The 12,632-nt window shown below is 62.6% G+C and carries 12 protein-coding genes; 4 read left to right on the top strand and 8 right to left on the bottom strand.

All coding sequences use genetic code 11. The annotated features are described in order from the left end of the window. Nucleotides 1–10: 10 nt before the first annotated feature. The 8 genes from PF1751_RS09070 to PF1751_RS09035 all read right to left on the bottom strand — a co-directional run bounded on the left by PF1751_RS09070 (nt 11) and on the right by PF1751_RS09035 (nt 6,722). Entirely contained in the window at nt 11–829 is an 819-nt protein-coding gene (locus PF1751_RS09070; protein WP_010211685.1) for a DUF4892 domain-containing protein, read from the bottom strand. Nucleotides 830–931: 102 nt separating this feature from the next. Beyond that, nucleotides 932–1,786, bottom strand: a complete 855-nt coding sequence (locus PF1751_RS09065) for an alpha/beta hydrolase (protein ID WP_010211686.1) — start codon at nt 1,784–1,786, stop codon at nt 932–934. Further along, the gene (locus tag PF1751_RS09060) at nt 1,783–2,586 is read right to left on the bottom strand and encodes an alpha/beta fold hydrolase (protein WP_010211687.1); all 804 of its coding nucleotides are present in this window, start codon (nt 2,584–2,586) and stop codon (nt 1,783–1,785) included. Before PF1751_RS09060 ends, PF1751_RS09065 begins: the two co-directional genes overlap by 4 nt. Nucleotides 2,587–2,683: 97 nt before the next feature. Further along, nucleotides 2,684–3,127 (bottom strand): hotdog fold thioesterase, encoded by a 444-nt coding sequence (locus PF1751_RS09055; RefSeq protein WP_010211688.1) that lies wholly within the window; start codon nt 3,125–3,127, stop codon nt 2,684–2,686. Nucleotides 3,128–3,157: 30 nt separating this feature from the next. Further along, nucleotides 3,158–4,807 (bottom strand): AMP-binding protein, encoded by a 1,650-nt coding sequence (locus tag PF1751_RS09050; RefSeq protein ID WP_044286902.1) that lies wholly within the window; start codon nt 4,805–4,807, stop codon nt 3,158–3,160. 85 nt (nt 4,808–4,892) lie between these two features. Next, nucleotides 4,893–5,342: a phosphohistidine phosphatase SixA gene (sixA, locus tag PF1751_RS09045; protein ID WP_010211692.1), complete on the bottom strand. Its 450-nt coding sequence runs from the start codon at nt 5,340–5,342 to the stop codon at nt 4,893–4,895. Beyond that, nucleotides 5,339–5,686 carry a DUF4389 domain-containing protein gene (locus PF1751_RS09040; protein WP_010211694.1) on the bottom strand — a complete coding sequence of 116 codons (348 nt, stop codon included), beginning with the start codon at nt 5,684–5,686 and terminating at the stop codon, nt 5,339–5,341. The genes sixA and PF1751_RS09040 overlap by 4 nt, the downstream gene beginning before the upstream one ends. Before the next feature lie 10 nt (nt 5,687–5,696). Next, the gene (locus tag PF1751_RS09035) at nt 5,697–6,722 is read right to left on the bottom strand and encodes an NAD(P)H-dependent glycerol-3-phosphate dehydrogenase (RefSeq protein ID WP_010211695.1); all 1,026 of its coding nucleotides are present in this window, start codon (nt 6,720–6,722) and stop codon (nt 5,697–5,699) included. A 195-nt stretch (nt 6,723–6,917) separates the two neighbouring features. Between PF1751_RS09035 and PF1751_RS09030 the strand changes: the two genes are divergently transcribed. The 4 genes from PF1751_RS09030 to fabA all read left to right on the top strand — a co-directional run bounded on the left by PF1751_RS09030 (nt 6,918) and on the right by fabA (nt 12,632). Then, nucleotides 6,918–9,038, top strand: a complete 2,121-nt coding sequence (locus tag PF1751_RS09030; protein ID WP_338052259.1) for a TonB-dependent receptor plug domain-containing protein — start codon at nt 6,918–6,920, stop codon at nt 9,036–9,038. 1 nt (nt 9,039) lies between these two features. Then, complete coding sequence (locus tag PF1751_RS09025) at nt 9,040–9,969, top strand: ABC transporter substrate-binding protein (RefSeq protein ID WP_029529195.1); 930 nt, start codon at nt 9,040–9,042, stop codon at nt 9,967–9,969. Continuing rightward, nucleotides 9,966–11,867: an ATP-binding protein gene (locus PF1751_RS09020; protein WP_044286897.1), complete on the top strand. Its 1,902-nt coding sequence runs from the start codon at nt 9,966–9,968 to the stop codon at nt 11,865–11,867. Before PF1751_RS09025 ends, PF1751_RS09020 begins: the two co-directional genes overlap by 4 nt. A gap of 249 nt (nt 11,868–12,116) precedes the next feature. Beyond that, on the top strand, nt 12,117–12,632 hold the full coding sequence (fabA, locus tag PF1751_RS09015; RefSeq protein WP_010211704.1) for a 3-hydroxyacyl-[acyl-carrier-protein] dehydratase FabA: 516 nt from the start codon (nt 12,117–12,119) through the stop codon (nt 12,630–12,632).

Below are 12,632 nucleotides of genomic sequence, written 5' to 3'. Positions count from 1 at the left end.
CCTGTTACGCCTAGCGTATCAGATGCAGGTGCAGGCCCTTGGCGTCACCCGTGCCGATTTCCATGCGCGCAGCGCGCACGCCCTTGTCAACCAGCGCCTGGCGCCAGGCCTCAGCGGTCGGGCCGGTCAGGCTGACGCGCAACGTGGCATCCAGGTTCAGGCCACGGGAAATCAGGGTCAGCCAGGTGTCGTCAGGGTCGCCGCCCAGTGCGGGAAAATCCAGCTCGCCGGTGCTTTTCAACTCACGCAGTAGGGTCGCAGAGGTGGGCAACAGGTCGGCCAACGGCGCGCTGGCATCCAACTGCTCTACATGCAGATAGGCGCGGCGATTACCACGGGTGATGCCGTACAGCGCCACCAGGGAGTTTTCCTGGGGAGCCGCCAGGCGCAGCAGCAGGTATTCCTGCTGGCCGTCGGCACCCACCAGCTTGGCGTTGCCGAACACTTCATTGGCCCACAGGCTGCTTTCACCGCAATCCCGGGCCTGGCACCAGAACAACAACTGCGCGCCCTTTTCCTGCAACGCTTCACGCGTTGCCGTAAACGCGGCGCTGGAGCTGTGTTCGGGGGGCAGTTCATAGGTGATGGCGGAGGTCTGGCCGCGGGCGGTGGCCTGGCCTTCATAACGCAGTTGGCCGCTGATCTTGCGGATCGCGCCCATGGGGTAGATACGTTCTTTTTCTTCGGCGGGACGGTAGTCGACAATTTGCGAATCGACCTGACGGGCCACGGTGGGCAGGTCCTGGCTGCCCGGTACGTCGGCGGCGAATACCAGTGGGCTCAAAAGGCTCAAGCCCAGGATACGGATACATCCGTTACGCACGCTCATAAGATCAACGAGCCCTGGCCATCGGAGGTCACAGCGGTGTTGAAGTAGTTCATGGTTGACTCCCTATCAATCCGCCCAGCCTCGGCAGTTGACCGCCCCAAGTCAAGGCGCGGAGAAGAACCGATTGAAACAGTCTGCAACAAGGACCGCGCCGGACTCCTCATTCAAGTGCAAATGATGGCCGCCTGGCAGCGTGCTGACTGCAAAGGGTAGCTGGGAAAGCAATTCGGAATGTTTCGCCAGCATGCCATCCGCAGCGACCACCAATTGAGTAGGACAAGCTACGCGCCGCACGAAGGCCATCGCTTGTTCGTCGGTCAGGCGCATCGGCGAAGCCAGGGTCAGACGGCTGTCGGTGCGCCAGGTGTAACCGCCCGGCACTGGCATCAAACCGCGCTGGGCCAGCAGTTCGGCGGCTTCGCGGCTGACCGCCACTACCCCTTTCATGCGCGCTTCGACCGCTCGATCCAGGGTGGTATAGACCGGCTTGCGCTTTTCCTGCAGGTTCAATTGCGCCTGCAAAGCCATACCCAGCCGCTCGGCGGCGTTCTCACCGCTGGCGGTCGGTGGGATCACGCCGTCGATCAATCCCAGGTGGGTCACACGCTCCGGCAACGCGCCGGCCAGCACCAGGGACACGATCGCGCCGAGAGAGTGACCAAGTAATGCAAAACGTTTCCACCCGAGTTGCTCAGCGACTTGCAGCACGTCATAGACGTAATCCCACAAGGCATAACCGGCACCTGTAGGACGATGCGCCGAATGCCCATGCCCGGCCATATCCAGTGCAACGACGCGCAAGCCCTGAAGTTTCGGCGCCAGTCGCGCAAAGCTGTTGGCATTGTCCAGCCAGCCATGCAGGGCGATCACCGGCAAACCGTCCTCGGGGCCAAACAGATGGGCCGCCAGTTCGATATGCGGCAGGCTCAGGCGGACTTCTTCGACCGGCGTGCTCATGCGCAGCTGCGCTCGCGGGCTTCCCAGCGGGAAAACAGGTTCTTGATCAAGGCCGCGGTGTCTTGCGGGCGTTCAAGGGGAAACATGTGGCCACCAGGCATTGTGAGCATCTCGCCCATGGGCAGGCGCCCGACGCCATTGGCGTGGTGACGCATCACCACCCGGCTTTGCCGACCGCGCACCACCGCCAGCGGCACCTTCAACTGGCGCACCTGGCCGGGGCTGGTGTGGGGCACGCCCCGGTAGATGCTGATTTCGGTGGCCGGGTCGAAGCGCAGGCGCAGGCGATCGCCCACCTGATACAGGCCATGTTGCAGGTAAGCGTCGAAGCATTCCGGGTCAAAGCCACGGAACAGGGTTTTGCCGGCGAAGTAACTGCGCGCCGCCTCCAGGTCGGTAAATTCCTCGCGACGGCCCAGGGTGCGTCCGGCCGGGGTCAAGCGGTCGATGAAACCCAAGCGCTTGGCCGCACGAATCACCCAGCGGTCCGCGCGGGTCAGCACGGGCGAATCCAGCATCACCACCCCGCGATACAACTGTGGGCACCGCATGGCCGCGTGCAGGTGCAACACGCCACCGAGGGAATGGCCCACGCCCCACACCGGCTCAGGTTGCTGTTCCAGGTGATGGATCAGCTCGTCCACCAGGTTCTGCCAGTTATCGTCCACCGGAAATCGGGGGTCGTGACCGTGCTGCGGCAGGTGGGCCACCGTATATTCCGGGGCCAGGGCGGCGAACAACTTGCCGTAGGTAGCCGAGGGGAAGCCATTGGCGTGAGCAAAAAACACGTGCTGCGACATACCGGATCCATCTACAAAAACAGAGATTGATTGTCACCATGCCCAGCCGGCACAGCAATGACTGTAACTGCCAGGAATGATGACACTCACGCCACACCTATCGCGCCGGCGGGTTCTCGCCCAGCGGCACCACCGCCATGGTCAGGCGCGACACGCAACTGGCCTTGCCCTCATCGCTTGTCAGGCGGATGTCCCAGACCTGGGTGGTGCGACCGATATGGATCGCCTTGGCCACCGCCGTCACCCGCCCGCTACGCACACCGCGCAGGTGGTTGGCGTTGACCTCCAGGCCGACGCAATAAAACTTGCTCGGGTCGATACACAGATAGGCCGCCATAGAGCCGACGCTCTCGGCCAACACCACCGACGCGCCGCCGTGCAACAGGCCGTAGGGCTGATGGGTGCGATGGTCGACTACCATGCTGGCGGTCAGGGAATCGTCGTCGAAGCTTTCAAAGCGGATATCGAGCAGTTCACCGATGGTGTTTTTCTGGATCGCGTTGAGTTGTTCGATATTCGGTTGGGTGCGCCACAGGCTCATGGAATTGTCCTTATTGGTTTTATTACGGCCCTAATCCTGCCACAGAACCGTTTCGGAACGCTCGCTCCACCGCTGGAAATATTCACCGTAAGTCGATTCGATCGCGTTGCGTTTGATCTTCAAGGTCGGCGTCAAAAAGCCGTTTTCCACTGCCCAACTGTCTTTCACCACCACCAGTTGGCGCAGGCGCTCATGCTTGTCCAGCGTCTGGTTGACCTGTACCAACCAACGTTCAAGACTGCTGCGCAGCGCTTGCGGGTCCTGTTCCACCGCCGACAATACGCACAAACCAATAGGCGCGCTCAACCCATCCCCCACCACACACACCTGCTCGATACGCGCATGTTCGGCCAGGCGGTTTTCGATCGGCGCCGGGGCCACGTATTTGCCCTTGCTGGTCTTGAAGATCTCCTTCAGCCGTCCGGTCAGGCGCAGGCGGCCCTCGGTGTCCTGCTCGCCTTTGTCCCCCGTGCGCAGGAAGCCATCGGCGGTGATCGTCTCGGCGGTTTTCTGCGGGTCCTTGTAGTAGCCGAGCATGGTCGCACCGCTCCGCACCTGCACTTCCCCCGCAGGATCGATACGCACTTCAACACCGGGGCACGGCAGGCCGATCCAGCCGAGGGTTTGCTGGCCGGGGCGGCAAACATGGGAGTAGCCGCAACTCTCGGTCATGCCATACACCTCAAGCACGTCCAGGCCCAGCCGCCGATACCAGCGCAGCAGCGCTTCAGGCACAGGCGCTGCCCCCGAAAGCGCGATACGCAACGCGTCCAAGCCCAGGCCGGCGAGCACCTTGTGGCCCACACGCTTGCCGATGAACGGCAGGCGCAGCAAGGTGTCCAGGCGTTTTGCCGGAACCTTGGCGTAGACGCCCATCTGGAATTTGGTCCAGATGCGCGGCACGCCAAACAGTGCGGTCGGACGCGCCCTGCGTAGGTCCACCAGAAACGTCTCCAGGCTTTCGGCGAAAAACACTGTTTGCCCGGTGTAGATCGAGGCCATTTCCACAAACATCCGCTCCGCCACGTGGCACAGCGGCAGGTAGGACAACAAGCGGTCGCCCTCACCCAAGCCAAACAACGCCGTACCACGGGTCGCGGCAAACCCCAGCGCGCCGAAGCTGTGCATCACGCCTTTGGGCAGGCCCGTGGTACCGGAGGTATAAATGATGGTGGCCAGGTCCGAGGCGGCCGGCGCCGGGTCATCCTGAATCGGCGAGGAGGCCTGCAGATCGGCCCAACTGAAATCGAACTCGCCCGACGGGCACAACGGCAGGCTGATGGTCGGCACATCCTTAGGCACACCGGGCGCCATGGCTGGCCAATCATCAAGCTTGCCGATCAACACCAGCGCCGCCTCGGAATGAGTCAGCACATGGGCAACGGAATCAGCGGTGAGGTTGGGGTAGAGCGGCACCGAGACATGCCCAGCCATCCAGATCGCCAGGTCGGCAATGATCCAGTGGGCGCAGTTTTTCGAGATCAACGCAATGTGCGAGCCCTGGGGCAACTCCCGGGCGCGCAGCCAGTTCGCGGCGCAGCGAGCCTGGTGGCCAACGTCGCCCCAGGTAAGGCTTTGCACCTCGCCATCACCGACGGGCTGCACCAGAAAGGTTTGGCGCGGATGTCGCGCTTCACGTTCGAAGAAGACCTGCAACGGCAAACGAAAAGCGACGGGCATGGGACGCGCTCCTTTGTGGTCCGACGATAGCCAACCAAGCACTTGCTTGGTTGACTATATAGCACACACAAAGCCGCGATAAAGCCTACGGATTCTTCACGTTGACCAGGTTCATCAGCCCCGCCAGCGGGAAATCCCCTTCCAGTTCAGCCAGGCTGGCGGTGTGCATCGGCTGTGGCTGCCGCAGGTGACCGTGCTGCAAAAAGCTGATCAGGCTGCCCACCAACGGTTGATGGCTGACCAGCAGCACGTTGTCATCGGTGTCGAGCTTCTCCAGCACCTGCAGCGGGTTGCCCTCGGGGGTCAGCCACGGCACCGTGCGGATTTCCGGTTCGAAACCTAATGCATCGCGCACCAGGTGCGCAGTTTGCTGCGCCCGCACATAGGGGCTGGCGATGATCGCGCTCAGGGGCTGGTCGATCAGGTGCGCGGCACTGCGCAACACTTCTCCACGGCCGTGCTCGGTGAGGTTGCGCTCGGCATCGGTGCGGGCATGCCCTTCGGCCTCACCGTGGCGCAGTATCCACAGCTTCACAGCTTTGGCTCTTCATCACGCACCGGATGCGGCGCCGGCGGCACGCTGTGGGCGGCTTCGCCCTCGGGCGCGCGCGGGGTCGGCCAGTCGGCGAAAGGCCACGGCTTCTGTTCGGTGTGGAAGCTGCCGAAGCGGCCGATCTGCGCCAGGAACTGGCTGAGGCTGTCGCCGAAGTTCATCAGGCCCAGGTTCGGGGCGCTGTAGACCAGGCGGTAGATCAGTTGCACCACCACCAGTGCGCCGAGCAGGAACTGCGCCACCTGCCACACCAGGGCAAACACCAGCATCCACAGGATGCGCAGGGCAATGGATTCGTACTTGGGGGCTGCTTTCGGATCGTTCATGACGCGTTCCTCAGTTGAAACCACTGGTGGAAATGAAGTCGACATCGGTCTTGGGCTCGGCGCGCATCAGCAACTCGATGACCTGGTTCAGGGTGCGGCCTTCAAACAGGATCGCGTGCAGCCCAGCGACCAGCGGCATATAGACGCCCACTTCCTGGGCCTTGGCCTTGAGTACTTTGAGGGTGTTGACCCCTTCGGCCACTTCACCCAGACGCGTGACTGCGTCTTCCAGGCTCAGGCCCTGGCCAAGCGCAAACCCGACCTGGTAATTGCGACTTTTCGGCGAGGAGCAGGTGACGATCAAGTCGCCCACGCCCGCCAGCCCCAGGAAGGTCATCGGATTGGCACCCTGGTTCACCGCAAAACGGGTCATCTCGGCGAGGGCGCGGGTGATCAGCATGCTCTTGGTGTTTTCGCCCATGCCCAGCGCGACGGCCATGCCTGCAATGATCGCGTAGACGTTTTTCAGCGCACCGCCCAGCTCGACGCCAAAGCGGTCGCCGCTGGCGTAGACGCGGAAAGTACGGCCATGCAACACGGCCTGGACGCGTTCGCACAGTTCCTCATCTTCACTGGCGACAACCGTGGCGGTCAGCGCGTGTTCGGCAACTTCCCTTGCCAGGTTCGGCCCGGACAGCACGCCAATGCGCGCCTGGGGAGCGATCTCTTCGAGGATTTCGCTCATCAGCTTGAAGGTCTGCGCCTCGATGCCCTTGGTCAGGCTGACCAGCAGCTTGCCGGCCAGACGCTCGGCGTGGGGTGCCAGCACCGAGCGCAAGGCGCTGGACGGCAGTGCGACGAAGCACAGGTCGCACGCCGTAAGGGTTTCCAGCAGGTCGGTGACAGGCTCGACCGCCGGATGAATCTTGATGCCTTTAAGGTAACGCGGATTTTCCCGGTGCACCCGAATGGCCTCGGCCTGTTCGGGATCGCGCATCCACTGGCGCACGGCGTGGCCGTTCTCGGCCAGCAGGTTTGCCACGGCGGTACCAAAACTTCCGCCTCCCAGGACCGCAATAGGGCGCTGTTCAGTCATATGCAATCCGTTAATCCATACCAGTGGCGATGGCGGCATTATACGGGCCGACCCGCTGGCGGCCAGCCCCCGTATCAATTCGTGCGTTTGTCGGAAAATGCCACATTTTCATGACGCAATTGCAAGTCCGACGACTGGCAAAAGGCCCCACCTCAGTTAACATGGGCGGCTATCCGTAATTATCAAGGCCGTGCCGTGTATTTGGCCCCTCCTCCCCGTTCATCTCTGTGGCTGATGCTGCTGTGCAGCGCGCCAGCCATGGCCGACGATCTGTTCCTCGACAGCCAGCCGCTGCCCCAGGTGTTGACGGCCACGCGCCTCAAGCAGTCGGCCGCCGCGGTGCCCGGCAGCATGACCGTGATCGACCGCGAGCTGATCAAGGCCAGCGGCGCGCGGGATATCAGCGAGTTGCTGCGGCTGGTGCCGGGGATGATGGTCGGTTACACCACCGGCAACCAGGCCGCGGTGAACTACCACGGCACCAGTGCCAGCGATGCGCGGCGCATGCAGGTGTTGATCGACGGCCGCTCGGTGTATCGCGCGGGCCTGGCCACCGTGGACTGGAGCGATATTCCGGTGGCCATGGAAGATATCGAGCGCATTGAAGTGTTCCGTGGCCCCAACACCGTCAGCTACGGCGCCAATGCGCTGATGGCGGTGGTCAACATTCTTACGCGCTCGCCGGCCAACAGCCACGGCACGCGGGTAAAAGTGGTGCGTGGCGAACGCGGTATCAATGATTTCTATGCCAGCCAGGGCGCGGGCTGGGAAACCGGTGACTTGCGCCTGTCCCTCTCCGGGCAACAGGACGACGGCTTCGACAGCGATGCCACCGGCGCAGACCGTCGTGACAGCCGCCGTCTCAACCGCTTCAGCCTGGCCATCAGCCAAACGCTGAACACGCAACAAAGCATCGACCTGCAGCTGGACGCGAAGGAAGGCACCAACCAGCGGCCGTATACCTACAGCCCGGTCTTCGCAGGGATTACCGAAGGCGGCAACAATTCCGACGTCACCGCCAAGGATTACGCCGGCTCCCTGCGCTGGAACTTCGACTTCAACCCGGATCACAGCCTGTACATCCAGGGCTCCGCCCAACAGTGGGACCGCCGCCAGATCTGGAAAGCCTGTGACGCCAAAGTCTCATTCAGCCCCGAACTGACCCAGTTGTGGCAGATGAACCCCAATTACGCCGAACTGCTGGCCCGGCACATGGACACCTACAGCCAGGGCAGCGCACCACCGGGCAACGCCGCCGAGCAGGCGTTGGCCAACCAAGTGCTGCAGCAGTGGCGCGACGGTGCCAGCCAAAGCGTGTGCGGTGACATCGACCAGAGCACCCGCGAAAGCCGCTACGACCTGGAGATTCAGGACACGCTCAGCCTGTCCGACAGCCTGCGTCTGGTCAGCGGCATGAACTACCGCTACGACCGCGCCGACTCCGACACCTACTTCAACGGCACCCTGGACGACACCACCTGGCGCCTGTTCGGCCAGTTGGAATGGCGCGCCAGCGAGCACTGGCTGCTGCAAGGCGGCGCCATGTATGAAGACACCCACCTGAGCGGCAACTCGCTGACGCCACGGGTGGCGGTCAACTACCTGATCAACCCGCGCCACGGCTTGCGCGCGGTGTATTCCGAGGCGATCCGCTCCCCGGACATGTTCGAGAACAACGTCAACTGGAGTTATCGCGTCACCAACCTCAGCTCCCCGGCCTATGGGCAGACCACCGGGCAATACTTCGTAAAAACCCGGGGCCCGGGCAACCTCGATAAAGAGATGATGAAGTCACGGGAACTGGGGTACAACGGCTTCTTTGCCGACATCGGGCTGAACATGGACGTGAAACTGTTCTACGACGAGATCACCGACATGATCAGCTCGCCGCTGCGCAATAACCAGTACATTGCCAGCAACGCCAACAGCGCTCGGTTTACCGGCGCCGAGTCGCAGTTCGACTGGCGCGTGAGCAATGCCGACCGCCTGCGCCTTACCTACGCTTACGTCGACGCCAGCACCAGCAACCCGCTGGACAAAGCACAGACCGCCCGCAACAGCGGCTCCGCCGGCTGGTTGCGTGAATGGGGCCAGGGTTGGTCCAGTGCGCTGTTCTACTATGGCGATGACGCACTCAACCAATATCGCTTCGAACGGGTCGACCTGCGGGTGGCCAAGCGCATTGCCCTGGGCAAAGCCAATGTGGAGCTGGCCGGCATGCTGCAAGAACGCCTCGACAACCAGCCCACGACCTGGGCCGACAACAACTATGACCATCGCCACGTGCTCTACTTCAGTGCCGAGTTAGAGTTCTGACATGGGCGACTCGTCACGGATGACCGGCCTGTTTATCACTCGACTCTGGCGGCGAGCGGTGCTGCTCGCCTGCCTTCTGATGGCCGCGCCGGCGTGGAGCGCCGACATCCTGCTGACCGCCGCCGAAGACGGCGCCGGGGTGCAGGCCTTTGCCCAGGCCCTGGCCCAGCAACGCCCGGAAGACCGTATCACCTTTACCGCCCTCAAAGACTTGCCGGCACCCGGCCGCCTACCGGCAACCACACGCTTGATCCTGTTGGACCTGCCCGGCCTCGACTGGCGCCTGCAAGAGCCCCAGGGCCCACCGACCCTGGTGCTGCGCATCAGCCGCCTGCAAGCCCATCAGCGCCTGGGCGCCATGCCGCACCCACGCATTAGCCTGCTGTGGAGCGACCCACCGCTCGATCGCCAACTACGCCTGATCGCGAGCATCCTGCCGCAGGCCCGGCGTATCGGCGTGCTCTATGGCGCCGGCAGCGAGTTCCTGCTGCCTGAACTGCGCCAGCACGCAACGCTACTGGGCCTGGAAATCGTGCCGCAGCTCTGGGACAACATTACTGACAGTCGGCCGCTGCAGACCCTGTTCCGCAACAGTGACGTACTGCTCGGCCTCGACGACCCGCAGTTGTACAACCCGAAGACCGCGAAGAACCTGTTGCTGAGCAGTTACGCCCAGCAGTTGCCGCTGATAGGCCCGAACGCGGGCTTCGTGCGGGCCGGCAGCCTGGCCAGCACTTACAGCGACCAGGCCGACTGGCTTGCCGTGCTCGACCGCCTGCTCGACCACTCGCCGGCCAACTGGCCGCACTCGCTGTACCCGGAACGCTTCAAAGTCGTGGGCAACCCGCAAGTCGCGCGCTCACTGGGGATCGAACAGGTGGACGAAGCCAGTGTCGCCACCCGATTGGCCGAAGGAGAAAAACGCCCATGACCTTGCGTCGTCGTTGGGACATCAACACCCGCACCCAGCTCATTACCCTGGGCCCGGCGCTGTTGCTGACGTTGCTGTTGATCAGCTTCTTCACCTTCGTGCGTATCCAGGACCTGCGCCAGGAACTGGACCACACCGGCCAGTTGATCGCCAACCAACTGGCGCCCGCCACCGAGTACGGGGTGATTTCCGGCAACAATGACGTGCTCGACAGCCTGTTGCGCGCCACGCTGGCCACGCCCCATGTGCGCTTTCTGGAAATCCAGGACAGCAGCGAGAATATCCTCGTGTATGTCGAGCAACCGTCGGAGAAACATGACCGGTCGCTGTCAGTCAAAGTGTTCCAGGCGCCGATCCGCCTGCAACACATTCAGCTCGGCAATGATTTCTTCCAGGATAACCTCAACGAATCCAAGGCCCCGCGCGCTGACTACCTGGGCCGCGTGATCGTCGGCATGTCCAACGATGCCTTCAGCCAGCGCCAGCAGGAGATCCTCTTCAAGGCCGGCATCCTCGCACTGTTCGCCCTCCTGTTTACCTTCCTGCTCGCACGGCGCCTGGCCGCCAGCCTGTCGCAGCCGATCAGCGCCATGGGCCATGCGGTGAAGGCGATCCAGCAAGGCGACTACAAGACGCCGCTGCCGATCGTGGACGACTCCGAACTGGGCGACCTGTCTCGGCATATCAACAACCTCGCCGAAGGCCTCAACCAGGCCAGCCGCGAACAGCAACAGGCCATGGCCCAGTTGATCCAGACTCGCGAAGAGGCCGAGCGGGCCAACAACGCGAAATCGGATTTCCTGGCGATGATGAGCCATGAGTTGCGCACACCCATGAACGGCGTGCTGGGCATGTTGCAGTTGTTGGAAACCACCGAGATGACCGAAGAACAGACCGAGTACGCGGCGCTGGCGTCGGAGTCCACCGAGCATTTGCTCAAGGTGATCAACGATATCCTCGACTTCTCGCGTATCGAGCGCGCGGCGCTGGAGCTGGAGCACATTCCGTTCAACCTGGCGGACCTGATCAACAGCTGCGCCCAGGCGTTTCAGCACAGCGCCCAGCAGCGCGGGCTGGCGCTGGAGCTGTCGATTCCGCCAGGGATGGATACCTTGCGGGTGCAGGGCGACCCGACGCGGATCCGTCAGATTCTGGTGAACCTGATCGGCAACGCGCTGAAGTTCACCGAGAACGGCAACGTCAGCATCGAGCCACACTGGCAGACCCTCGACCATGAACTGGTGTGGTTCACCTGCACCGTGCGCGACAGTGGCATCGGGATTTCCGCCGAACGCCTGGAATTGATGTTCGATGCGTTCCAGCAGGCCGACAGTTCCATTTCAAGACGTTACGGCGGCACCGGCCTGGGCCTGCCCATCGCCCGAACCCTGGCCGAACGCATGGGCGGCACCCTGCGCGCCCAGAGCGAAGAAGCCCGCGGCTCGGTGTTCACCCTGGAAATTCCGCTGGCCATTGACCAGCACAGCGTGCCGGCCATCGCCAGCGACGCCGACGGCAAAACCGGCGCAGGCGATGGTCGCCATGTGCTGTTGGTGGAAGACAACCCGGTCAACCGCGCAGTGGTCGAAGCCATGCTGCGCAGCCTGGGCTTTGAAGTGAGCCTGGCCACCGACGGTGCCGAGGCGATCCGCAGCGCCGAGAGCCTGATTTTCACCGCCATCCTGATGGATTGCCGGCTGCCGGTGATCGACGGCTACGAAGCCACCCGGCAGATTCGGCAGTTGCCGGGTTGCGCCGACCTGCCGATCATCGCCCTGACTGCCAACGCCTTGCAGGGCGACCGTGAAGCCTGTCTGGCAGCGGGAATGAACGATTACCTGGCCAAGCCGTTCAAACGCACGGATTTGCAGCAAATCCTACAACGTTGGGTGCAATAGCGCCGCGCCATCAGCCAAGTCCGACTGGCGTGAAAGACGAAAGTGCGGCAGTCTTAGGCACCCGAACGGGCCCATAAACAGGCCCGGTTTAAAATTTCAGTGAACAAGTGTACATTCAGTACCTTGCCGCTGTGACTTTCACTACAACGCAATAGTCTATGTGTAGGCTGCCGACATGAGGCATGAACGCTTCATTCGGTTCGGGAAGATTTACCCTACCCTGCCGCATGGGATTATTGAGGAGCTCGCATGACCAAACAAAACGCCTTTACTCGGGAAGACCTGCTGCGCTGCAGTCGCGGTGAGCTGTTCGGCCCAGGTAACGCGCAACTGCCCGCCCCGAACATGCTGATGGTGGATCGCATCACCCATATCAGCGAAGAGGGTGGCAAGTACGGCAAAGGTGAATTGGTCGCCGAGCTGGATATCACCCCGGACCTGTGGTTCTTCGCCTGCCATTTCGAAGGCGACCCAGTGATGCCAGGTTGCCTGGGCCTTGACGCCATGTGGCAGCTGGTCGGTTTCTTCCTCGGCTGGCAAGGTTTGCCTGGCCGCGGCCGCGCCCTGGGTTCGGGCGAAGTGAAGTTCTTTGGCCAGGTTCTGCCGACCGCCAAGAAAGTCACCTATAACATTCAAATCAAGCGCGTCCTCAAGGGCAAGCTGAACCTGGCCATCGCCGATGGTTCGGTGAGCGTCGACGGTCGCGAGATCTATACTGCCGAAGGCCTTCGGGTCGGCGTATTCACTTCCACTGACAACTTTTAA

It is taken from the genome of Pseudomonas simiae, assembly GCF_000934565.1.
Classification (GTDB): domain Bacteria; phylum Pseudomonadota; class Gammaproteobacteria; order Pseudomonadales; family Pseudomonadaceae; genus Aquipseudomonas; species Aquipseudomonas simiae.
The sequence above is the reverse complement of the archived record's forward strand: the minus strand, read 5'-3'. Positions and strand labels throughout refer to the sequence as shown.